This is a genomic window from Nostoc sp. ChiQUE02, assembly GCF_034531305.2.
GTDB lineage: Bacteria > Cyanobacteriota > Cyanobacteriia > Cyanobacteriales > Nostocaceae > Nostoc.
The window spans coordinates 99,036-121,250 of the sequence record NZ_JAVRBN020000017.1; the positions used below are offsets into that span (position 1 = coordinate 99,036).

The window sequence follows — 22,215 nt, forward strand, 5'->3', positions numbered from 1 at the left end:
AGCTCAATGGGGAGAAGAACCCAACACCTGATATTTAACACCCTAATAAATTTAATTTCACGGCGATTAATTACAGCTCTTGCCTTATTTATTGGCACAGGGCTGTTAATCATTTTTACTAATCTCCAGTCGACTGATGGGTTTACAATAATACCAAAATATGTATATTCAGACTTAATAACTTCTCTTTGCACCTCATCTTCCCCAAAACCGCATCCCTTACCGCCCACACTTGCAGAGTGGCAAGATAGTACTAACAGTGGTGACTACTTTTCCCAAGTCACAACAACCCAAGTTGGTTATTTAGTCTGGTCACAATTTCCTATTCGAGTTTACGTAGAAGCACCAAGAGCCATCAGTGAAAAACAAGCTCAAATATGGGTTAAGGATGTCTTGCAGGGTGTACAGGAGTGGAGTACTTATTTACCTTTAACAATAGTCGAACAGCCACAAATCGCTGATATTACGATTGTGCGAAAAGCACCACCTCTACAAATTTCCCCTGGTAGTAATATATCCCGTGCGCGATCGGCACAAACTACTTACGAGTTATATACCAGCAACAAAATTTTATCCCACCGCTTCACCATCTTATTAAGCCCCAGTCAAACAGGTGAGTATCTGATTGCAGCTAGCCGCCATGAATTTGGCCATGCACTGGGAATTTGGGGTCATAGTCCGCTACAAACTGATGCCCTATACTTTTCCCAAGTTCGTAACCCGTCGCCTATTTCTGCCAGAGATGTAAATACTCTAAAGCGGGTTTATGAACAGCCAACCAGTTTAGGATGGTCTTTAGGTGGATAATTCAAAAAAGATTAATTGATCAATATGATTACTTCGACACTTTTGATGTGTGTGAAAAATCCTATCACTTTTTTTGGATTATCTGCAAAAAGTCGAACTTCATGCGTCTAAGCAACAGTGATGGGCATAAAAATATATAGGCGCAGCCCGCCGTAGGCATCGCACTTCTTCCGTTTCCCTACGCTCTACGACTTAGCGGTAGAGGTCGCTGTGCTAAAACTTCTTTATAAAGTTCTTCGAGCAGAGTAATATTTTTACTAAGGGTATAGCGGTCTAATACACGCTGTCTGGCTTTTTGCCCCAATAGAGTTGTTAACTCTGGATGGTCTTGGAAAACTGGCAAAAGAGTTCTTAATTGCGATCGCGCTGTTTTGGTACTAATAACTACACCTGCGCCCTTTTCCAATACTTCTCCATCTGCACCCACGTCTGTTGCTAAACAAGCCAATCCACATGCCATTCCTTCTAACAGAGATAGGGACAAACCTTCTACCAATGAAGGCAAAACAAATACATCTGCACCCCGCAAAATTTCGATGCGTCGGTCTTCATCAGCGACAAATCCCAACCAGATAATGCCATATTCTGAACCATAAAATGGCTCTAAGGAAGACTTCAAAGGGCCGTCGCCAACAATTAGCAACTTACTACCAGGCCCCATTGCCGATTGCTTCCAAGCCCGTAGCAGGGCTTCGACATTTTTCTCTGGTGCTATTCGGCCCTGATAGACAAACAAGCGTTCGGCTTTAAATTCTGCTTTGACTTGAGAAAATCCTGGAGAATACTTGGCGGTATCAACACCGTTGGGAATTACGGCAATATTTTCTTCCCGCACACCCATCCGTGCCAATAATTCTCGCTGAATTTGGGAAAATACAATCACGCGATCGTAGTTAACTAAAAAAGGTGCGTAGAGCTGATAAGCCAAAAGTTGTGTTCCCGATATCAGCTTTGCCCCTTTGCCAGCAAACGGTGTGTGAAAAGTCGCAATTAGGGGCAACCTCAGTTCCTCACAAATTTCCGGTAGAACAAAGTCTAGAGGAGATAGGGTCAAGGAAGCATGGACTATATCTGGCTTGATTTCCCGCAGCGAATCTGTTAAAAGTTTGGTCGCTTTAAAAGTGGGAATTGTATAAACCTGAGACTTGTAAATGAAAGGGAGGGAAACCTCTCGAAGATTTGGCCAATTGTCAGGTTCAGACTCTTCCTGGGCGAAGTGAAGAAAGCTAACTTGATGTCCCCTATCTAGCAAGGCATTTGTAATTTCTCGACTGTAGGTGACATTGCCACAAAAGGGTGATTTTTTTCCAATCCAGGCTATACGCATTCTTTATTTAACTGTAAGAAAAGCGGGTTTGATCTATTACTTGTGTGTCCTTTGTGATTTTTATTTTATCTACCTATACTTGCTGGTTTTTTATTTATTACAGATTCCCACCACGTTATAGTTTAAAAAGCCGATTTTAAGCTGATTAAACCAGTGGATTTATGGCTTTATTTATTCTATTAATAAGTTGTTAATTTCTGATACTTAAACAACTTATTCTGACTAATGTCAGATTGATATCCCGCAAGTATGTGATAAATTTTCACTGACCACAGTTTACCATGAACATAAAAGCTTTAAGGAAATTAGTAATTACTTCAAGGTAATGAATAATAACTCCTGTTAGCTGATAACTACTTATGTGAGTTATACCAGGTTAATATACCTCCTGAAAAGACGATCGCAGCTAATCCCAAAAAAACTGCCTGTAATCCCACAAAGGTTTCTGCTACACCTGCTAATGCCAAAGGTAAGGAGAGGGCAATGTTAATTACATTGTTTTGTAAACCAAAGACTTTACCACGCATTTCTGGAGGTGTTTCTGTTTGGATCGCTGTTTGCATAGGAATACCCACTAGCGCCCCAAAGATACCTAATAGCGCCACCAGTAATAGAACTAGCCACAGTTGGGTTGTAAATATTGATAGACCAATCAGGGATGCTGCCATACCCATACAACCGCACAGACTTAGTTGGGTATAGGAGAAGCGTTGACCAAATTGACCGAGAATTGTTGCTCCAGCAGCAATGCCAACACCGCCAGCTGCTAGTAAAAAGCCGAACTGGGAGGCTTTCATGTTGGGAATGATTTCTGCCATGCGAACGGCTAGAACAGTTAATGCTGCAAAGACAGAAAACAAGATAATCAGCTGAAGCAAAGCATTGCGGACGCGATGATTTGCTTTGAGGTAGGCAAAACCATCCCGCAAGTCAGAGAATACGTGAGGGAATTCTGTATCGGGGTGGTGGTGTTTTTCATTAGTTGCCAGAAGAAACAAAATTATTCCAGCGATCGCATAACTACCACCTACTAAAAATTCTTTGCCCAAACCACCACTACCACCAATTTGCAACCAAAGTCCATCGGCGATCGCTAACAATGGTTCCCCGACAGCAAACCCAACAATTACCGATGCCATCATCGTTGTCGTATAAAGCGAATTTGCCGAGAGTAAATCCTGTTCTTCTACCATTAAGGGAATTGCCGCCTGTTCTGCCGGTGCAAAAAACTGCGTCAGCGTGGAAACTAAAAAAGTCACACCCAGAATTATCAAAAAACCCACTGGTAGCACTCCTATAGGTTTCCAGTCATGAGTTAACCACAGCAGGAAGGGAATTGACAAAACCAGGATGCCGCGCCAAATATTCGTTGCCACCAGCACAGCCTTTTTCGACCAGCGATCAACAAATACCCCAGCAACAGAACCAAACAATACGGCTGGAATAGTAAAAGCCATCATCAAGGCTGACACCCAACCACTAATACTCTGATTACCAGCCTGAAACTGAGTATTAATCAAAGCAATCATCAACACCAAATAAACTTTATCTGCTAGTTGAGAAAAAACTTGACCGCCCCAAAGAGCCAGGAAATTAGGGTTTTTTAATACAGGTAAAAATCCCTGTTGTTTGATATTTCCTGAAACAGCTTCTCCACCAGAACCAGATCCATCTAATGTTGGTGGTTCTTTTTCTGGGATAGTAGCTACTGGCAAACTCTGCCCATTGCAATTGCCGTTGCTATCTCCTTGGGCAGTGGTTAATTTGTCCTCAGATTTTGTTTCTGATTGACTTGGAACATCAGTTTTTGGGATCTGGGCTGTCCAACTTTGATCGTTTTTGGAAACGTCTTTTGGCGACATTTCTTGGCCATTTATTTGACTAGGTGTACACTTGGGAACGGCACTCAAGTAATTCCTGACTGTAGGATCTGATACCCTATTGTGTTTTTTGGCGAGGCTTGGTGACAAAGGCAGGATTTTTTTATCCAAATCAGACGGTTGCATCATGGTTGGCAGCAAAATAAGAGTCGATCAGGGTAGCAGAGCGAATAGGGCGACCTAATTGATACTGAGCATACTGGCGCAAAATCTGCTCAACAGATAACCAGTCATGATCTCTAGCACCATCAATTTGCATTATCTCTGGTTGTGACAGATGTTGAAGCAAAGTCAGTCCCATGGCACATAAGCGACTAGAAATCACAGGTATTTCTTGCCGATGCACAACAACTGTTTGGGCATTAAGCATGGGGGATGGGGAATGGGGGATGGGGGATTGGTCTCTCTTCATCTCCCTCTGCCCTTCTCTGCGTAAACGTTCCCTAGCTTCTAAGGAAACCGTTCCACCCGCAGGGATACTAAATCCTACCTGCCAGTTGGGGTCTGTAAAGTCTGGCTTGATGGGGCGCTGAGATAGGCAACAAATTTGCACTTGTGGCGTCAGTCCTGCTAAGGCTAAAAGGTGAAACACACCATGAGCTAGATGAGCCAAAACACCTGATGGATTTGCACTAGACACCGCCTCTAACCGATAGAGATGTTCATTGAACAAATCATAAAGTTCTTCTTGGGGTTGTTCGCTCAAAGCTTCACACAGAACGATTTCTGCTAAATATTGACTGGCAGCCAGTTTTCCCAAATCTTTGGCTAAACCAGGATAAGTTTTTAACGTCTGTGCTTGAGTGATTTTATCAAGCGATCGCCCTTTGGCAATCAATAATTCATTCACAACGAACATACCACTCCTACCGCCCAAGCTGGAGTTGTGCTTGCGTGCCCCTGGAGCTACTGCTCGAATCAGACCGAATTCCCGTGTTAAAATCGTTACTATTTTATCTGATTCTCCCAGCGCCTGGGTTTTAAGATTAATACCGATTGCTTTGTAGGTTCTACTCATTAGTTCTTAAGTCATTAGTCATTGGTCATTAGTCATTGGTCATTGGTCATTAGGTTAGGACAAAAGACAAATGACAGACGCGCCCGCGGCTTTCCGCAGGGTAGGACGATAAACAAATGACTATTCACCCTTTCCCAGGTTATCGCGCTGGCGGATCAAATCCATACCGCGAGATGTGCCTAATCTAGTAGCACCCGCTACGATTAAGTCTAGAGCTTGATTGATAGTACGGATACCACCTGAAGCTTTAATTCCCACCCTTTCTTTTCCAAATTCCTTCAAAAGTCTCACATCTGCCACTGTTGCACCACCATTCCAACCTGTACTAGTTTTTAAGAATGCTGCTCCCGCCTCCATAGCTATTTCAGCAGCTATTTTTTTCTCCGCATCTGTCAACAGGTTAGTTTCCAAAATTACCTTGACTGTTTGCCCAGTCTCTTCACAAATTTCGGCAATCTCCCGGTGGACTTCTTCAGTTTTGCCAGCTTTTAACCAGCCCAAGTTCATGACCACATCCAACTCAGTAGCTCCACTATCCGCAGCTTCTTGAGCTTCATACAGTTTCACTGCTGAAGTCGTTGCACCAGAAGGAAAGCCTATAACTGTACAGACTTTGGGGTTTTTACCGTGGAGGAGTTCTACTGCTTGCTTAACATGAGTGGGGAATAGACAAACCGCCGCAAAGTTGAATCTATATGCTTCTTCACACCACTGCTCAACCTGCTCTGGAGTAGCCGTTGGGGTTAACAGAGAGTGATCGATAAATGGCGCAATATCAATGTCTGGATAGTCTGCTGCCATCGTGTCTTCTGCCAGTTATTGATTATTAAACTTTATAAAAAATTAAAACATTTCTTATATATATATTAAACCACATTTATTACGAGTTTATCCTGAAAACAAGCTGCTGATTTGTCTTAAATTTTGGCTTTACAGATATCCCAGAATTACTGTAAGTATTTAAGTTGACGTAAAGTGGTAGTAGTTTTAGCAATATCAACAGTGTTTTTCACACCAGTTCCTAAGAGGTTAATAATAGTTTCAGCTAACGCCTTCGATGCCAAATATGGAACGCCATTACCAATAGTTTTAAACATATTTGTGAGTGACATATTCTCTGGAAGTACAAAATTTGCAGGCAAAGATTGGATAGCTAAAGCCTCGGCTACAGAAATCCGCCGAACTTTGTAAGGATGTAAATGTACTTCATTATTTCCATAGCAAGCTGTTGGAGAGTAACGCCATCTATGCAGACGTTTGAAAGACTTCCTGGAATTATCTCCTTCATGAACAGCAGCAAATTTTGTGATACCTGCCCTTGGTTGAAAATAGTGTTCAGTATTTGGATGCTTCAGAACGCTATTTTTTCTAAACCAGTATTCAACTGTCAGTTCTTCAGGTATGCTATTAGGACAAGGTTTTAGAGAATTTTCTCTGAATGGTTCACACTTACACCAGGGGTAAGCAAAAACTTTTTCTTGAGGATATAAAATGTAATTATTCCAAGGAAAAGTCTCTTCAGGTAGTAGTTTGTTATCAAATTCTATTTTCCTTTCCTGAAGTAAATTCTTTTTAAAACCAATTAGAATAATTCTTTCTCTATCCTGGGGTACACCATATTCGATAGCATTAATTAACCGCTCTGTTAATATATAGCCTGCTTCCTGTAATTGGTACTTGAGCGATTCAAAAAATAAACGGTGTTTTTTCGTCTTCCATAATCCCTTAACGTTCTCAAATAAAAAGAAATCGGGAATATTTCGACAAATTAATTCAATGTATGAAGCGGAAAGCTTGCCATTATCTCCTAAATGTCCTCTATTTTTCCCACCAATAGAAAAATCAGGGCAGGGAGGCCCGCCGATAAAACCAATTATATTATGAGATTTGCGGCAGTCTTTGACTAATTCTTGAAGACGTTGTGCTTCTTTTCCGGCAATAAGTTTTGTTACGTCTGCTGCTTCACCGTGATGATATCCATATTCAGGCGATCGCATTTTCATAACTTCCCGTGAATGGCGATAAGCGGCGATGAACGGGGGGAAGATTTCATTAACATAAACAATATTAAAACCGCTGGTTTCAAAACCTAAATCTAGGAAACCTGAGCCAGCAAAAAAAGAGAAAATACAAGGGCTATCGCTCATTTTATGACTCATATTATAAAACAATCTTATTAATATTAGATATTAGTAAAATTGGTTACTTACTTCATTCTAGAGAAAAATAATACTAACTATCCCAATTTGGTCTCAGGGGTTAGCAAAACCTAATATACCTAGGGTTACTACGTACGTACCAATCAAAAATGAACAATTTGAAGACTGCTTAAATAGTACAAAAAATTCACAGTTACTCTAAGTAATTAATATCAAAGTTTACTCAATCTTTAAGGAAAATCCCTGACAGAAAAAGAGTCTGAAGTCACAATTAAATATAGGAGTTTACAAACTCCAAATGATGTTTCAGACAAATATTTGTCATTAAATAAAAAACCGGGGTACTTCGGACTAATTTTTTATGCGGATTTTAATTTACTCCTACAACTACTATCCAGAGCCAATTGGTATTGCCCCACTGATGACTGAATTAGCAGAGGGACTAGTTAAACGTGGGCATGAAGTGCGCGTAGTCACTGCTATGCCCAACTACCCTGAGCGTCAAATTTACCAGGAATATCGGGGCAAGTGGTATCTCAACGAATACAAAAACGGCGTTCAAATTCAACGTAGTTACGTTTGGATTCGTCCCCAACCCAACCTATTGGATCGGGTGTTACTAGATGCTAGTTTCGTTGTCACTAGTTTTGTACCCGCCCTCATCGGTTGGCGTCCAGATGTGATTCTTTCAACATCACCATCTTTACCAAGCTGTGTACCAGTTGCTCTTTTAGGATGGTTACGTGCTTGTCCTGTGATCTTAAATTTACAAGATATATTACCAGAAGCAGCCGTCCATGTCGGTCTACTGAAAAATAAATTACTCATCCAGTTGTTTACATTATTAGAAAAATTTGCCTACCGCACTGCCAGTAAAATTAGCGTTATCGCCGATGGGTTTGTGGACAATTTGCGATCTAAAGGCGTAGAAGCTGACAAAATTGTGCAAATTCCCAACTGGGTTGATGTAAATTTTATCCGCCCTTTGCCTAAAGAAAATAACCCTTTCCGCGCAGCACATAATCTAAATGGCAAATTTGTAGTACTTTATTCCGGTAACATTGCCCTAACCCAAGGTTTAGAAAGCGTCGTCAAAGCTGCTTCTGTGTTACGCCATATCCCAGATATTGTTTTTGTCATCGTTGGAGAGGCAAAAGGTTTACAGCGATTGCAACAGGAATGTCTAGACTGCGGTGCAGATAATGTTTTGCTACTGCCATTTCAACCCCGCAAAGATTTACCACAAATGTTGGCAGCTGCCGATGTAGGCTTGGTAGTGCAAAAGAAAAATGTTGTATCCTTCAATATGCCGTCAAAAATTCAAGTGCTACTTGCCAGTGGAGGGGCCTTAGTTGCCTCTGTCCCCAATAATGGTACGGCAGCAAGAGCTATCAGACAAAGTGGCGGCGGAGTTATCGTTCCTCCAGAAGATCCCCAAGCTTTAGCGATGGCAATTTTAGATTTGTACCAAAATCCCGAAAAAGTCAAAACTTTGGGTTATAAAAGTCGCCAATATGCGGTTGAACACTATGCTTTTGAGCAAGCTTTAAATCAGTATGAGTCCTTATGTTACTCATTGACGGCAGATCGTGGAGCAATTCAGTCCACAAGAGTTACAAAACAAGAAGTTTAATCTCTGGTAGCCAAGTGATATTAAATACCTGCATTTGCAGTAAAATTGCAGATATATAAATTGCAATTATGCCCTCAAATCTAGGTAGCAGGAGATTTTGAGGGTGGCTAATTTATTAGGAAACATACAGCAATAGACAGCAGGTTTTCAGTTGCATTGTTGAATCAAAAATCCCACAGCTTCACTTCATTCAATCTGTGGGTACACCAATTTTTTACCCATACAGCACTGCTTACTTAGTAGTTTAAATACATACTATACGCGTGTTTAAATCAAACTTTTATTAGACCAGTCATGAGTCTGCTATGTTGTATCTTAGTTTTTAGCAAACAGTCTAAAGCCTAGATGTGGACTCAATACGGTTCGGATAAGCATTTTTCACAATCGAGTGTGGTCTGGCGAAAGGGGTAAAGGGGAAAGGATATATTCAAAACCTTTCCCCTTTACCCCTTCTCCTTTAACCGAACCGTATTGGATGTGGCCTTACCTGCGAATTACTAGCTTTACATTAAATATTATGCTGTTTGATGAATCTGCGATTATTTTCGTTGGAAATTGTTGCTGGAAAGCTATTGGTTGATTTATCGCTGCACAATAACCATCAGCAATCAGCAGTTGCAGATGTCCAAATCTAAATAGCCAATTATCAAACTAGCCCCATAGACACCTGTTTTTTTGTTAGTATTCAAAAAAACCTATTGACACATTTGTCAGATCAATTGTTTGTTGTTTGTAAGTAAATGTAAACAATTGTTTCAAAAGGAAGAAAGCACCTGAGGTTTAATGACTGATTATTTCCAAGGAAATTTCCCATTACAATCTGTCCCACTGACGAAGAGTGTGGTAAAAAGCCACGCTCATAGCGAAGAGGCGAGCGGAAAATTAGCTGCAACGATCGCAGAAGCTGGATCAGACCGCAAAGCGGGTGAGATTTTATTGCTCAAAGTAGCAGAGGTCTCTTACCTGGCTGATTACTTTGTGATGATGACTGGCTATTCTCGGGTACAAGTAAGGGCGATCGCTCAAGCAATTGAAGGAAAAGTCGAAACTGAGTTGCAACGACGTCCCATAAGGACAGAAGGAAAAGTCGAGGGGAGTTGGGTACTACAAGACTACGGTGATGTGATCGTTCACATCATGATGCCCAAAGAACGGGAGTTTTATAATTTAGAAGCGTTCTGGATTCATGCAGAGCGTATTTCCGTTCCAGAATCTGATGAGGGTGAGGGTAAACCAACATGATTAGGTCTTCGGTTTCAAATTGCCCAGTTCCTACAGACCAACAACCGCTCAATGAATATGAAGAGTTAAAAACTTCCTGGCTATTTCGTGATAGCACTTTAGATTGGCGCGAGTATATCACGAAAATTGTTTGGATTTGGGGTTTCTCTTGGCTGGTAGCAGGGCCTGTAGCTGCGGCAAGTTTTCCCCCTCATAAGTATATTACACATTTTATCCTCTGTGGTGCAGCAGGAGCGAGTATCGGAGTAGTACTGGTACTAACAAGGTTGTACTTAGGCTGGTTCTACGTGTGCGATCGCCTTTGCAGTCCCACAGTATTTTATGAAGAGTCTGGCTGGTATGACGGTCAAACTTGGATAAAGCCACAGGAAGTCCTCAACCGCGATCGCTTAATTGTTTCATACGAAATCAAACCTATTTTGCGGCGGTTACAATTTACCTTTGCTGGCTTGGCGGGAATGTACGTTATTGGTACTATAGTTTGGCATTTGTTTTAAAGAGTCATTGGTCATTGGTCATTAGTCATTAGCTAAGGACTAATGACTAATGACCAATGACTAAATTAATTAAAAAAGGTGATAAATATAAACCCATGACAATGGGAAAACGAACTCAAGCCACAGCACTGGAAGTCCGGTTGCTGCGGGAAGGTATTATTGAATCCAGGCATATAGTTCAAGCTGTTGTCTGCGACGAACGAGGACGGGTTCTAACCGTTGCCGGCAATTCTGAAACTGCTGCATTTATCCGTTCAGCCCTCAAACCATTTCAGGCACTCGCAGTCACCACCACAGGTACACTGGAACGGTATGACCTCAGCGATCGCGACTTAGCAATTATCACGAGTTCCCACAAAGGAAGAATAGATCAAGTTCGACAGGTATTTAACATCCTTTGGCGGGCGGATCTTGACCCGACTATACTCCAGTGTCCAATTCCTGAAGGTAAGCGGAGTCCTCTGGAATACAATTGCTCTGGAAAACATGCAGGGATGTTAGCTGTTTGTCAGCAACGCCATTGGCCCTTGAATAACTACTTGGATCGCAAGCACCCAATACAGCAGTTGATTTTGGGCAAAGTAGCAGAATTGCTACGAATGCCAGCGGCGGAATTTATCAGCGCTCATGATGACTGTGGCGCACCAACTTATCTGATGCAACTCGGTCACATGGCGTCTTTGTATGCGCTCCTAGCCTCTAGTACCAACTTGGATATGGAGCGCATTGTCCGTGCTATGACTCATCACCCCGCTATGGTAGCAGGAGATGGAGAATTTGATACAGAACTGATGCGCTTAACTCCAGGAGAACTGGTCAGCAAAGCTGGTGCCGAAGGAGTGCAGTGCATTGGTAGACTCGGTGAGGGCATGGGATTGGCAATCAAAGTCATGGATGGAGCAAAACGGGCAAAACATGCCGTTGCTATTCACTTACTCCAACAAATGGGTTGGATTAGTCCCAGCGCCGCCGAAAGCCTCTCAGAAAAGTTTGTCACCTTGGGAAAATACAAGCGTTTAGAAGTAATTGGAGAATTATCATTTTTGTAGTTGCCAAACTCTTGACTATAGGTTATGCTATAAAAGTTAAGAGCGACGCGGGATAGAGCAGCCTGGTAGCTCGTCGGGCTCATAACCCGAAGGTCAGTGGTTCAAATCCACTTCCCGCCACCAAATGAAAGATAAAACAAAAACCCTACAATCAGTAAAGATTGCAGGGTTTTGTTTTATTTTGATCTATTCTGGAAGAAATAGCCATCTAAAAGGCGCGGATAATCATGGTTGTGAAGTTGCAGCGACCAATTTTAGTGGGAGGATTGGGACTGTCCTTTTCTCTGTGGATGTTACAAAGTTGGCACGATTCTATAGTGCAGGTGGGTGAGTTTGGTTTGTTTAGTGCTTTAGCGCTTGGTGGGGGTTTGTGGTTATTCCGACAAAATCGCCCAAAAGACAGTTTAGAGCAGCTAGAGGATATGTTGGTTGATCGGGCAACTGTGGAAAGTGCGATCGCTAAAGCTGAAACTGTAATTAACCAACTGGCACAAGAATCAGAAAACCATCCGGCGTTACAGACACTACGAGAACAAGCTGCCCAATTGTTGTTGGAATTAGACAGGCAAAAAATTAAAGTGGCTGTGACTGGCGGGAAATCCGTTGGTAAAAGCACTTTAATTCAAGTGCTAAAGCAAAATGTCGAGACACAAAATTTTGTGTCTTTAGAAGAGACAGCACCTTTGTTTAGAGAAGTGGGTGACAATTCAGATGCAGCTGTTTTGGCAGAAGTAGCAAAATCTGATTTTGTTCTGTTTCTGACAAACGCTGATTTGACAGACTCAGAATTTCAAACCTTACAGCAGCTAAAAGCAGCAAATCATCCCACAATCCTGGTTTTCAACAAACAAGACCAGTATTTGGCTGATGAAAGCGCCAGCATCTTGCTGTCATTAAAACAGCGAATGCAGGGAAATGTAGTTGCAACTGCGCCCTCTCCTATTCCCATCAAAGTCCGAAAGCATGAAGCTGATGGTTTTGTACAAGAGTGGATGGAACAACCAGCACCAAATATCCAGCAGTTGACACAGCAGTTGGGTGAAATTTTGGTACAGCAGGGACAACGGCTAGTTTGGCTAACTACCATGAGAAAAGCCGGATTGTTGAAAGCTGAGGCGAAAAACTGGCTGAATGGAACCAGACGCGATCGCGCCACCCCAATTATTGAACAATATCAATGGATAGCTGCCGCTGCTGCCTTTGCTAACCCAGTACCAGCCCTTGACATCCTGGCGACTGCGGCAATTAATGCTCAAATGGTAATGGATTTGGGTAATATCTATCAGCAAAAATTTTCCTTAGAACAAGCACAAACTGTAGCTGGAACAATGGGAAGTTTGATGCTGAAACTAGGTTTAGTTGAACTTTCTACAAAGGCTATTAGTACTGTTCTCAAAAGTAATGCCGTTACCTTTGTTGCTGGTGGCGTAGTGCAGGGAGTAAGTGCAGCTTATCTAACCAGGGTAGCAGGGTTAAGTCTAATTGAGTATTTCCAACACCAGGAAATAGCCATAGATTCTGGGACTGGTTTGAACTTGGAGAATTTGCGGCAAACATTGCAAAAAGTATTTCAGCAAAATCAGCAGATTGGTTTTTTGCAGGGATTTGTTAAGCAAGGTGTGAAGCGTTTGTTGCCAGAAGTACAGCAGGTTGAATTAATAAGTACCCAGAAGGCTGTGGGATAATTTCACTCAGAGGATTGCCAAATTTTAAATTTTGGATCATTCAATCCACTATTAAAATTGGTTTCATCCGCCAATTTTAATAGTGGATAAAAAATACATAAACATCTTTGTTTCAAGAAAGATGATTCATCCGTGTGGTCAATCTAAAATATAAAATTCAAAATTGGCTGACACTTGCGTGATGCTGTAGGTAAACCTAAAATTTACCCAAGCCTATTTTAGACTTGGGTGCATTTAAGAATTATCGTGAGAGTTGAGAGTTAGCAAAAAATTGTGAATAAGGGTAATTAGCTAAACAGCACCACTGTTTCTATTAAACAGAATAGCTATAGTTTTGAAAATTAGCTTTAAATCGTACACCAAACTCCAATTTTTTTGATACTGCAAATCCAGGCGAATTACATCTTCAAAACTACGGACTGTAGAGCGTCCATTTACTTGCCATTCGCCAGTCATACCGGGTTTAACATCTAAACGTTGCCACTCTGGTACTTCGTAGCGTTCTACTTCATCGGGTGTAGGTGGTCGAGTGCCTACTAAACTCATCTCTCCTTTGAAGACGTTCCAAAATTGAGGTAATTCATCAAGGCTAGTTCGCCGTAAAAAGCGCCCTACTTTGGTAATTCTGGGGTCATTCTCATTCTTGAAAAAGGCACCTTGCACTTGGTTTTTAACTTGGGATTTCTTCGCTTCCGCATCCACACACATAGAGCGGAATTTCCAAATCTTAAACCGTTTACCCATCCAACCACAGCGGGTTTGACTAAAGAATATGGGGCCAGGATCATTAATTTGAATAGCGATCGCAATCGGAATAAATAAAACTCCTGTAATTAATAAACCGATCACTGACCCAACAATGTCTAATAACCGTTTCATCCAAGATGCCACTGAAGGATGAGTAGTGGGTAACTGTTCTACTTTACGGGAAGTTGTCTTCCGATAATCTAGTAAGTCTTGTTGTTCTATTAGTGACCCATCGTCTACAAGTTCTAGAGGAAAAATCTGATCCAATCCCGTGAGTTTTAGGACTGCCATTACCTGAGGTGTTACATTCCGCAGTGTTAATGTAATCCCTTTTGCTTGAGCGTATTTAAAGTTACTTACCAGGGCACCTAAACCACTACTATCCATAAAAGTAGTTTGGTGAAAGTCAATGATGATTTGCTTGGGATGTGAATTGGGCTGGATTAAGCCTTGGCAGGTTTGCTTAAAGCCTAAAGCCTCCAACACGCTCAACCGCGTGGGCACCTGCACTATAGCCGTGTCGTTTAAGGAATTAACTGGAAAATCGACCTCTGTCGGTTGGCTAGTCATGAAGCTCTGCACTTTCGTTGCCATGTATAATGTAATCTGCCAAACATTATTTTGTCCTACAAAATTACCTAACCTAATATCGGAATCAGTAGTAATCAGGACTAATTGCTATTTACCGGGGCTGAGATTGGAGATCGCTAGCGACGATTCACAATAGAACAAGAAGCCAAAAAACATCCTTGCTGTTGTGCCGACGCAGCGCGATCGCGTTGCTCTCATCAAATGATTGCTAAAACTACGGTTACACCTACCGCACGCCTAATTGAGGTCTTTTCTGCCATTCAAGGGGAAGGACTGAATGTAGGGACACGTCAGATATTTATTCGTTTTGCTCTGTGTGATTTGCGCTGTCATTTTTGTGATAGCGCCCATACTTGGAATGCACCTGCTACTTGTCGGATAGAGCGATCGCCTGGATTGCGCGACTTTGAAATCTACTCTAACCCTGTTCCATTACCCATATTAATCGAATGGGTGGAACAGCAAAATTTACCTTGTCTACACGATAGCATTAGCTTAACTGGGGGTGAACCACTTCTTCATGCCCCATTTCTAACGCAGTTTCTCCCCCAAGTGCGAGCCATAACTGGTCTACCTATATACTTAGAAACTGGCGGACATCGCCCAGAACAACTAGCGATGATTCTCCCCTACTTAGATTCTGTGGGTATGGATTTCAAATTGCCCAGTGTTAGCGGCGAAAGTCGTTGGCAAGAACATGCTAAATTTCTCCAGTTATGTCATGACTCATATTTAAATGTTTTTGTCAAGATAATTGTGTCTCAAAACACAGATCCAGACGAGTTAGAACGTTCCGCTTCGTTGGTGGCAGAGGTTAGTCCAGATATCCCAGTATTTTTACAACCTGTTACGCCTTTAGCAGTATCTGAACAATTCTCTCCAATACTGATGCTTGCGCCTACGCCCGATCAAGTTTTGACATGGCAGGCTTTGATGAAGGGGTTTGTTAAGCACGTGCGTGTGATCCCTCAGACGCATAAAATGCTGAACCAGCTGTAAAAGCTTCTGTAAAATTTGAGTTTGATAAAGATGTAGTCAAGAAAAAAGTAAGATTTTATGAAATGGGCATTGCTGCCGCTAATCACCAAGGTAGTAGCTCCTCAGTAGGCATTCCAATCGAAGGTAGAGTCAGGAGTTTGAAGTTTGAATTTCACTCATAACTCCTAACTCCTGTAGAGACGCGATTAATCGCGTCTCTCCTAACTAATTACAACCCACCTTCATCTGGAGTTTTGGATTTAGCTTTTGCTTTATTGGCACTGCGCTTGAGGGCAGAGAGTCTTGCTTCGTATCTCGACCGTTGGCGCTTACTAGGAGTATTGTCAATCAGGGTTTTTAAGGCACTACCGAGACTCTTATAGGCATTGGGGAGGCTATAACCAAAACGAGTTGCCAAAGCGATCGCTTTCTCATCAGCATTCAGCAATTCTTTTAGTTGCTTTTCCCCATTATTCTTTTGGTACAGTCGCCAGCCTGAAACGCCACACAGCGACAAAGCTAACACCAGCAGCAATCCATCTTGTACCCACAATTCGCCTACAGCACCACCTAAACCGATGGCTAGTGCTGCCATTTCCCAACCATCTTTAGGAATTGTGTCATTTTGAACGCGAGCAACTTCATGCCAGAACAGCAGATTACGCTGATCCATTGCGAGGGCATCCCATTTCACCAAGTCAATTTGAATTTCTACCTGGTCTTTACCAATTTCTTCGCAGCGAACCAGGGGTGGATTGACCTCAGTTGTGCCTTCAACCGTGACCCAGCTCTGTAATTCTGGCGGTAGTAAGCCTTTCAACCGCCGTAGTTCACTCATTTCCGCTTTGGCAGAGGAGGTTGCATAGGATGTCATAATATCCAGCCCCAGAAAATTTCAGTATATAGTGAGGGTATCACTTTGGAGTATAGCTATTTAAGTGATGATCCGTCTCACTCGCTGGGAAAACTTCCTCGCTTTTTTCGCGCTTCCATTGCCTTTTCCAGCAAATCTAGCAATCCTGGGGATTCTTCTTGGATACTGAGTAACAGTCTTTCCCCAAGTTCTATATTCCCCGGATCAAGACCTGTTGCCATGACTTCTTTTAGGCGAGGTATCGCTATACCATCTACAATCTGAATTAACCCACTCAGACAACGGTGAAATTGCTTTTCTGTGAGAATCGAGTCTTCTAGAGGAAACTCAATAATGGCACGAATTTCACCATCAGATGGGTCATACTCCCATTGCAGCATTTTGGTTTCCCAAGAAATGGCAAGCATCGTCTGTAGGATAACTCCCTTGTGAGGGTGCTCTTGAATTCCTGCCAGAACTTGGGGGGCAAATACCCGAAAAAATTTTCCCTCTTCATCCAACTGGACAACTATCAGAAAATCTTCTAGGTTATCAGCTTCTACACCTGTTATTATCCGGTCTTCTTCATCATCAAAACGATAGTCCCAACCAAGGTTGTCTAAATAGTTGGCAATCTGTTTGAGGTTAGCTCCCATAAAAGCCTCTTAAGGAACGGTGGAGCAGTTCTTACCAGACCTAGTTTAACCTGCTAGGGGTAGTTCTTTAGGTTGGTGTGGCTACTTCCGATCGCATCAAAGTATGTAATTGGGGCATGGAGCACTTGTACTGAGCATCTCGACTTACTTCGACTACGCTCAGTACAAGTCGCTCGATGAAACCGTTGTTGTTGGCGCAGCCTCTCCAAGAGTTGTATGGGGCATTGGGCATTTAAGATAGGAGAAACATATTTTAATGCTGGGCTATAAATAATATTTTCTGGGGTTATCTTGCTCATTCTTAAAAAAGCGTTGAATGCATTTTTATAAATGTTATTCAGCGAACTATATAGAATTAATTTCCTGGAATTTTAAGATTATCTTCCAGGTTTAATAAATGTATTGCTATATCAATTATGGTAGGTGGCAGCATATTAAGCAAAACTCTGAAGCTCAAGCCAGTCTGAGAGATTTACATTTACATCTGGGACTTTAAAAAAATAATAAAAACTTAAACTACCGCTTTTAAAAGCGAATAAATAGAGCACGAAGGCTGGTAGAGTTTTATATTACAAGCAACAAATTGTTTTTATGGAATGATTGTAGTGAACAATACATTTTTTATTGTCGATATCAATGAAGTTTATGCGTAAATCAGCTTTAATTCTAGCGATCGCACCTCTAGTCTTTACGATCGCTGCTTGTGGTGGAGATTCAGGACAAACAGCAAGTACATCCGGCACTCCAGGGAATACTTCAGCAGCACCAGCAACTCGAAATCGTTGGGATAGTATTAAAAGCCGTGGTCAGCTAACTTGCGGTGTTAGTGGCAATGTACCAGGGTTTAGCTTTGTGGGAACTGATGGTAAATACAGCGGCATTGATGTGGATATTTGTCGCGCGATCGCCGCAGCTTTATTTGATAAGCCAGATGCAGTAGAATTTCGCAATCTCAATTCCAAAGAGCGGTTTACAGCTTTGCAAACTGGCGAAGTAGACGTTCTCAGCCGCAATACTACCTGGACACTTAGTCGCGATACCTCAGTTGGTCTGGAATTTGCACCTGTAGTCTTTTACGACGGACAAGCCATAATGGTTCGCAAAAGTAGCGGCATTAAGTCCCTAGCAGACCTTAAAAATAAAGCTATCTGCGTTCAAACTGGGACTACTACCGAACAGAACTTATCAGACCAAATGCGAAAACGGGGCATCACTTTCAAACCTGTTGTTTTTGAAGACGTTAACGTTACCTTTGCTACCTACGCCGAAGGACGTTGCGACGGCATTACAGCTGACCGTTCAGCATTGGTTTCTCGCGGCACAATTCTACCCAAACCAGAAGATAATCTGATTCTCGATGAAGTGATTTCTTCAGAACCCCTTGCACCAGCAGTTGCCAAAGGGGATGCTAAGTGGGGTGATGCTGTTAAGTGGGTAGTTTATTCTCTGGTAAAAGCTGAAGAGTTGGGCATTACTTCCCAGAATGTGGGTCAGTTTGCTACTAGTACCGATCCAGATATTAAGCGCTTTTTGGGTACAGAAGGCAACCTTGGTGAAGGACTCGGCTTAACTAACGACTTTGCAGCCAGAATAATTAAGCACGTCGGCAACTACGCTGAGATTTACGATCGCAACCTCGGCCCCAAGACAAAACTTAATTTAGCTCGTGGTCAAAATCAACTCTGGAGCAAGGGCGGACTGCTTTATTCTCCGCCGTTCCGCTAGGGGAGGGCAGGGGGAGCAGGGGAGGCAGGGGAGGCAGGGGGAGAAATAATAAATGACTAATTTAAAACCGTCTATATGGCGTGATGCCCGTTTTTGGCGTATTGCTTTGCAATTACTTGCCGTATTTTTAGCAGCAGTTGTGGTAGTAATGCTGTGGGGCAATCTCAACCGCAATTTGCGGCAATTGGGTATTCAGTTTGGTTTTGATTTTCTCAAGCAACAAGCTTCTTTTGAGATTGGCGAGACGCTGATTACCTACAAACCAACTGACACTTACAGTTATGCCTTGTGGATAGGATTAATTAACTCCTTGCGGGTGGCGATTGCAGGAATTTTTCTCACGACAATTGTGGGGGTAAGTGCTGGGGTTGCCCGACTTTCTGATAACTGGCTAGTGCGGAATATCACTATGGTTTATGTGGAGATTTTCCGCAATACTCCCTTACTGCTGCAATTGCTGTTTTGGTACTTTGCCGTTTTCCTCACTTTTCCTAAAACAGAAAATAAACTATCCCTTTGGGGCTTTATTGGGCTTAGTCAAAATGGCTTAGAACTTCCTTGGTTTACCTTATCCCCAGAGTTTTCGACTTTGCTGTTGGGATTAACTTTTTACACGGGTGCGTTTATCGCTGAAATTGTCCGAGGTGGGATTCAATCAGTAGCTAAAGGACAGTGGGAAGCAGCGCGATCGCTTGGATTAAAACCAGGGTTGGTGATGCGGCTGGTGATTTTTCCCCAAGCTTTGCGGGTAATAATTCCACCGTTGACGAGTCAGTATCTTAATTTGACGAAAAATACCAGTTTAGCGATCGCGATCGGCTACCCTGATATTTATTTTGTCGCCTCCACCACTTTTAACCAAACGGGGAAAGCCGTAGAAGTGATATTACTGATTATGCTCACCTATCTCACTCTGAGTTTGGTTATCTCTGTAGTTATGAATTTGTTCAATCGCACCGTTCAAATTAAAGAGAGATGAGGGGGATCGGGGAGATGAGGGGGATAGGGAAGCAGTTGAAGTTAAGATTTGAGCCTTTGAACTCGGAAGTTGAGCCTTTGAACTCGGAAGTTGAGCCTCTGAACTCGGAAGTTGAGCCTTTGAACTCGGAAGTTGCACCTTTGAACTCGGAAGTTGCACCTTTGAACTCGGAAGTTGAGCCTCTGAACTCGGAAGTTGAGCCTTTGAACTCGGAAGTTGAGCCTCTGAACTCGGAAGTTGCACCTTTGAACTCGGAAGTTGCACCTTTGAACTCGGAAGTTGCACCTTTGAACTCGGAAGTTGCACCTTTGAACTCAGAAGTTGGGTTTCTGAGGTTGAAGTATAAGTCTTTACAAATGACAAATGACCAATGACCAATGACAAATGACAAATGACCAATGACAAATGACAAATTAACTTGGCTGCGTAAAAACCTGTTTAGTACTTGGTACAACAGCTTGTTAACTGTTGTCTGTCTGGTGTTCATATTTTGGGTAGTACGAGGAGTTCTAACTTGGGCAACTACTCAAGCACAATGGGCGGTAATTCAGGTTAATTTACGTTTATTTTTAGTTGGTCTGTTTCCCCAAACGCTATATTGGCGAATTTGGATTGTGCTGGCGATCGCTTCGACTTTAGGCGCTATAACTGGGGGTGTATTCTTTAGCAAGCAACAGTTAACAAAGCGGGGAATTGCTTTGTTTACTTTCATTGTCGGCATTTTGTTAGTTGTTTTACCACTGGACTTTACATCTCGCCTCTGGTTATTGTTAATTGCAGTTTTGCTATTTGTAGGTTTTTGGGTTGGAGGAAAGTTTACTAAGGTACTAACCCCTTGGCTTTCCCTATTATGGTTATTGTCTTTCCCGATAATTTTATGGCTAATTGGCGGTGGCATTGGATTGCAGCCTGTATCTACAAATTTGTGGAACGGTTTGCTACTTACCCTATTAATGGCAGCAGTTAGTATTGTACTTTCCTTTCCCATTGGGGTTTTACTTGCTTTAGGGCGTACAAGCAATTTGCCTGTAGTACGTTGGTTTTCTATCCTGTACATTGAAATTGTTAGAGGAGTACCACTGATTGGAATTTTGTTCCTTGCTCAGGTAATGCTTCCCTTATTTCTATCAGCAGATGTGCGTTTAGATCGAGTACTACGAGCAATTGCTGGACTAGTACTATTTAGCGCTGCTTATATGGCAGAAAACGTGCGCGGTGGACTTCAATCAATTTCTCGCGGACAAATTGAAGCAGCGAAAGCACTAGGACTAAATACACCTTTGGTAGTGATATTAATTGTCCTACCTCAAGCCTTACGTAACGTTATTCCTGCGATCGTTGGTCAGTTTATCGGCTTATTTAAAGACACTTCGCTCTTATCTTTGGTTGGATTAGTGGAACTCACAGGTATTGCCCGTTCCATATTGGCACAACCACAGTTTCTCGGTCGCTATGCAGAAGTATATTTATTTATTGGATTGATTTACGGGCTATTTTGTTACTCAATGTCATTGGCTTCTCGGCGGTTAGAGAGACAGTTGAATAATTAGTTAGGAGTTTGGAGAGACGCGATTAATCGCATCTATATTTAGGAGAGACGCGATTAATCGCGTCTGTACAAGAGTTAGAAATTGGTATTTAAATAATATGTCAGATATACAACAGATAATTGTTGCTGAAGATGTTCATAAATGGTATGGAAAATTCCACGTTCTTCAGGGTGTGAGCTTGACAGTAAATCGTGGAGAAGTAGTAGTGTTTATGGGGCCATCTGGTTCAGGAAAATCTACTTTTATCCGCACATTTAATGCTCTGGAAGAATACCAAAAGGGGAGAATTGAAATCGACGGCATTACCCTCAGCCATGACTTGCGAAATATTGAAACGATTCGCCGAGAAGTGGGAATGGTATTTCAGCAATTTAATTTATTTCCTCATCTCACAGTGTTGCAAAATATAACTTTGGCACCAATTTGGGTACGGCGATCGCCAAAGGCAAAGGCCGAAGAATTGGCAATGCAACTGCTAGAAAGAGTAGGAATTTTAGAACAAGCGCAGAAATATCCAGAACAACTGTCTGGTGGACAACAACAACGGGTAGCGATCGCTCGTGCTTTAGCCATGCAACCCAAAATCATGCTATTTGATGAACCCACCTCGGCGTTAGATCCAGAAATGGTAAGGGAAGTTTTAGATGTGATGCGAAATCTCGCCCGTGATGGAATGACAATGGTAGTCGTCACTCACGAAGTTGGATTTGCGCGTGAAGTCGCCGACCGAGTTATTTTAATGGATAGCGGTTCCCTCGTCGAGTCAGCCACCCCTGACGCATTTTTCAGCAACCCCAAAGAAGAAAGAACGCGCAAGTTTTTATCACAAATTCTTTAGA

Annotated in this window: 21 protein-coding genes and 1 tRNA gene; 13 read left to right on the top strand and 9 right to left on the bottom strand. The window is 42.3% G+C overall.

What is annotated here, in order from left to right:
• Positions 1-6 precede the first annotated feature (6 nt).
• Positions 7-807 (top strand): peptidase, encoded by an 801-nt coding sequence (locus RM347_RS18880; protein ID WP_322717822.1) that lies wholly within the window; start codon positions 7-9, stop codon positions 805-807.
• 178 nt (positions 808-985) lie between these two features.
• Here the strand turns inward: RM347_RS18880 and RM347_RS18885 are convergent, their stop codons facing one another.
• The 5 genes from RM347_RS18885 to RM347_RS18905 form a co-directional block, all read right to left on the bottom strand.
• Positions 986-2,134: a glycosyltransferase family 4 protein gene (locus tag RM347_RS18885; RefSeq protein WP_322717823.1), complete on the bottom strand. Its 1,149-nt coding sequence runs from the start codon at positions 2,132-2,134 to the stop codon at positions 986-988.
• Positions 2,135-2,487: 353 nt separating this feature from the next.
• Complete coding sequence (locus RM347_RS18890) at positions 2,488-4,140, bottom strand: MFS transporter (RefSeq protein ID WP_322717861.1); 1,653 nt, start codon at positions 4,138-4,140, stop codon at positions 2,488-2,490.
• A complete protein-coding gene (recO, locus tag RM347_RS18895; RefSeq protein WP_322717824.1) occupies positions 4,127-5,032 on the bottom strand; it encodes a DNA repair protein RecO in 906 nt (301 codons plus the stop codon). The genes RM347_RS18890 and recO overlap by 14 nt, the downstream gene beginning before the upstream one ends.
• A gap of 120 nt (positions 5,033-5,152) precedes the next feature.
• On the bottom strand, positions 5,153-5,833 hold the full coding sequence (gene deoC, locus RM347_RS18900) for a deoxyribose-phosphate aldolase (protein WP_322717825.1): 681 nt from the start codon (positions 5,831-5,833) through the stop codon (positions 5,153-5,155).
• Positions 5,834-5,979: 146 nt separating this feature from the next.
• Positions 5,980-7,179, bottom strand: coding sequence for a DNA cytosine methyltransferase (locus tag RM347_RS18905; RefSeq protein ID WP_322717862.1), 1,200 nt, complete (start codon positions 7,177-7,179; stop codon positions 5,980-5,982).
• Positions 7,180-7,552: 373 nt separating this feature from the next.
• On the opposite strand from RM347_RS18905, the gene RM347_RS18910 reads away from it, so the two are divergent.
• The 6 genes from RM347_RS18910 to RM347_RS18935 all read left to right on the top strand — a co-directional run bounded on the left by RM347_RS18910 (position 7,553) and on the right by RM347_RS18935 (position 13,297).
• Positions 7,553-8,824, top strand: coding sequence for a glycosyltransferase family 4 protein (locus tag RM347_RS18910; protein WP_322717826.1), 1,272 nt, complete (start codon positions 7,553-7,555; stop codon positions 8,822-8,824).
• A 783-nt stretch (positions 8,825-9,607) separates the two neighbouring features.
• A complete protein-coding gene (gene rsfS / locus RM347_RS18915; protein WP_322717827.1) occupies positions 9,608-10,066 on the top strand; it encodes a ribosome silencing factor in 459 nt (152 codons plus the stop codon).
• Positions 10,063-10,563: a CGLD27 family protein gene (locus RM347_RS18920; protein WP_322717828.1), complete on the top strand. Its 501-nt coding sequence runs from the start codon at positions 10,063-10,065 to the stop codon at positions 10,561-10,563. The genes rsfS and RM347_RS18920 overlap by 4 nt, the downstream gene beginning before the upstream one ends.
• 95 nt (positions 10,564-10,658) lie before the next feature.
• Positions 10,659-11,612, top strand: coding sequence for an asparaginase (locus RM347_RS18925; RefSeq protein WP_322717863.1), 954 nt, complete (start codon positions 10,659-10,661; stop codon positions 11,610-11,612).
• 46 nt (positions 11,613-11,658) lie between these two features.
• Positions 11,659-11,735 (top strand) — tRNA-Met (locus tag RM347_RS18930).
• Between the two features lie 104 nt (positions 11,736-11,839).
• Complete coding sequence (locus tag RM347_RS18935; protein WP_322717829.1) at positions 11,840-13,297, top strand: slr1306 family protein; 1,458 nt, start codon at positions 11,840-11,842, stop codon at positions 13,295-13,297.
• Positions 13,298-13,588: 291 nt separating this feature from the next.
• On the opposite strand, the gene RM347_RS18940 is transcribed toward RM347_RS18935, so the two are convergent.
• A complete protein-coding gene (locus RM347_RS18940; protein ID WP_322717830.1) occupies positions 13,589-14,638 on the bottom strand; it encodes an anti-sigma factor antagonist in 1,050 nt (349 codons plus the stop codon).
• 198 nt (positions 14,639-14,836) lie between these two features.
• Between RM347_RS18940 and RM347_RS18945 the strand changes: the two genes are divergently transcribed.
• A complete protein-coding gene (locus tag RM347_RS18945) occupies positions 14,837-15,634 on the top strand; it encodes a 7-carboxy-7-deazaguanine synthase QueE (RefSeq protein WP_322717831.1) in 798 nt (265 codons plus the stop codon).
• Between the two features lie 208 nt (positions 15,635-15,842).
• Here RM347_RS18945 and RM347_RS18950 read toward each other — a convergent pair whose 3' ends face one another.
• The 3 genes from RM347_RS18950 to RM347_RS18960 all read right to left on the bottom strand — a co-directional run bounded on the left by RM347_RS18950 (position 15,843) and on the right by RM347_RS18960 (position 17,354).
• Positions 15,843-16,487 carry a DUF3318 domain-containing protein gene (locus tag RM347_RS18950; RefSeq protein WP_012410672.1) on the bottom strand — a complete coding sequence of 215 codons (645 nt, stop codon included), beginning with the start codon at positions 16,485-16,487 and terminating at the stop codon, positions 15,843-15,845.
• Between the two features lie 77 nt (positions 16,488-16,564).
• Complete coding sequence (locus RM347_RS18955; protein ID WP_322717832.1) at positions 16,565-17,122, bottom strand: hypothetical protein; 558 nt, start codon at positions 17,120-17,122, stop codon at positions 16,565-16,567.
• A 67-nt stretch (positions 17,123-17,189) separates the two neighbouring features.
• Entirely contained in the window at positions 17,190-17,354 is a 165-nt protein-coding gene (locus RM347_RS18960) for a hypothetical protein (protein ID WP_322717833.1), read from the bottom strand.
• A gap of 413 nt (positions 17,355-17,767) precedes the next feature.
• Between RM347_RS18960 and RM347_RS18965 the strand changes: the two genes are divergently transcribed.
• The 5 genes from RM347_RS18965 (at position 17,768) to RM347_RS18985 (ending at position 22,214) form a co-directional block, all read left to right on the top strand.
• Entirely contained in the window at positions 17,768-18,847 is a 1,080-nt protein-coding gene (locus RM347_RS18965; protein ID WP_322717834.1) for an amino acid ABC transporter substrate-binding protein, read from the top strand.
• 52 nt (positions 18,848-18,899) lie between these two features.
• Positions 18,900-19,826 (top strand): amino acid ABC transporter permease, encoded by a 927-nt coding sequence (locus tag RM347_RS18970; RefSeq protein ID WP_322717835.1) that lies wholly within the window; start codon positions 18,900-18,902, stop codon positions 19,824-19,826.
• A 35-nt stretch (positions 19,827-19,861) separates the two neighbouring features.
• Positions 19,862-20,200 carry a hypothetical protein gene (locus RM347_RS18975; RefSeq protein ID WP_428850577.1) on the top strand — a complete coding sequence of 113 codons (339 nt, stop codon included), beginning with the start codon at positions 19,862-19,864 and terminating at the stop codon, positions 20,198-20,200.
• A 24-nt stretch (positions 20,201-20,224) separates the two neighbouring features.
• Complete coding sequence (locus tag RM347_RS18980) at positions 20,225-21,376, top strand: amino acid ABC transporter permease (RefSeq protein WP_322717837.1); 1,152 nt, start codon at positions 20,225-20,227, stop codon at positions 21,374-21,376.
• A 97-nt stretch (positions 21,377-21,473) separates the two neighbouring features.
• Positions 21,474-22,214 (top strand): amino acid ABC transporter ATP-binding protein, encoded by a 741-nt coding sequence (locus tag RM347_RS18985; RefSeq protein WP_322717838.1) that lies wholly within the window; start codon positions 21,474-21,476, stop codon positions 22,212-22,214.
• The last annotated feature ends 1 nt before the right edge of the window (position 22,215 follow it).

Excerpts from the sequence above, each read along its gene's own strand:
- RM347_RS18880 (WP_322717822.1), top strand. The coding sequence starts at position 7 with ATGGGGAGAAGAACCCAACACCTGATATTTAACACCCTAATAAATTTA.
- RM347_RS18885 (WP_322717823.1), bottom strand. The coding sequence starts at position 2,134 with ATGCGTATAGCCTGGATTGGAAAAAAATCACCCTTTTGTGGCAATGTC.
- RM347_RS18890 (WP_322717861.1), bottom strand. The coding sequence starts at position 4,140 with ATGCAACCGTCTGATTTGGATAAAAAAATCCTGCCTTTGTCACCAAGC.
- recO (WP_322717824.1), bottom strand. The coding sequence starts at position 5,032 with ATGAGTAGAACCTACAAAGCAATCGGTATTAATCTTAAAACCCAGGCG.
- deoC (WP_322717825.1), bottom strand. The coding sequence starts at position 5,833 with ATGGCAGCAGACTATCCAGACATTGATATTGCGCCATTTATCGATCAC.
- RM347_RS18905 (WP_322717862.1), bottom strand. The coding sequence starts at position 7,179 with ATGAGCGATAGCCCTTGTATTTTCTCTTTTTTTGCTGGCTCAGGTTTC.
- RM347_RS18910 (WP_322717826.1), top strand. The coding sequence starts at position 7,553 with ATGCGGATTTTAATTTACTCCTACAACTACTATCCAGAGCCAATTGGT.
- rsfS (WP_322717827.1), top strand. The coding sequence starts at position 9,608 with ATGACTGATTATTTCCAAGGAAATTTCCCATTACAATCTGTCCCACTG.
- RM347_RS18920 (WP_322717828.1), top strand. The coding sequence starts at position 10,063 with ATGATTAGGTCTTCGGTTTCAAATTGCCCAGTTCCTACAGACCAACAA.
- RM347_RS18925 (WP_322717863.1), top strand. The coding sequence starts at position 10,659 with ATGACAATGGGAAAACGAACTCAAGCCACAGCACTGGAAGTCCGGTTG.
- RM347_RS18935 (WP_322717829.1), top strand. The coding sequence starts at position 11,840 with ATGGTTGTGAAGTTGCAGCGACCAATTTTAGTGGGAGGATTGGGACTG.
- RM347_RS18940 (WP_322717830.1), bottom strand. The coding sequence starts at position 14,638 with ATGGCAACGAAAGTGCAGAGCTTCATGACTAGCCAACCGACAGAGGTC.
- RM347_RS18945 (WP_322717831.1), top strand. The coding sequence starts at position 14,837 with ATGATTGCTAAAACTACGGTTACACCTACCGCACGCCTAATTGAGGTC.
- RM347_RS18950 (WP_012410672.1), bottom strand. The coding sequence starts at position 16,487 with ATGACATCCTATGCAACCTCCTCTGCCAAAGCGGAAATGAGTGAACTA.
- RM347_RS18955 (WP_322717832.1), bottom strand. The coding sequence starts at position 17,122 with ATGGGAGCTAACCTCAAACAGATTGCCAACTATTTAGACAACCTTGGT.
- RM347_RS18960 (WP_322717833.1), bottom strand. The coding sequence starts at position 17,354 with ATGCCCAATGCCCCATACAACTCTTGGAGAGGCTGCGCCAACAACAAC.
- RM347_RS18965 (WP_322717834.1), top strand. The coding sequence starts at position 17,768 with ATGCGTAAATCAGCTTTAATTCTAGCGATCGCACCTCTAGTCTTTACG.
- RM347_RS18970 (WP_322717835.1), top strand. The coding sequence starts at position 18,900 with ATGACTAATTTAAAACCGTCTATATGGCGTGATGCCCGTTTTTGGCGT.
- RM347_RS18980 (WP_322717837.1), top strand. The coding sequence starts at position 20,225 with ATGACAAATGACAAATTAACTTGGCTGCGTAAAAACCTGTTTAGTACT.
- RM347_RS18985 (WP_322717838.1), top strand. The coding sequence starts at position 21,474 with ATGTCAGATATACAACAGATAATTGTTGCTGAAGATGTTCATAAATGG.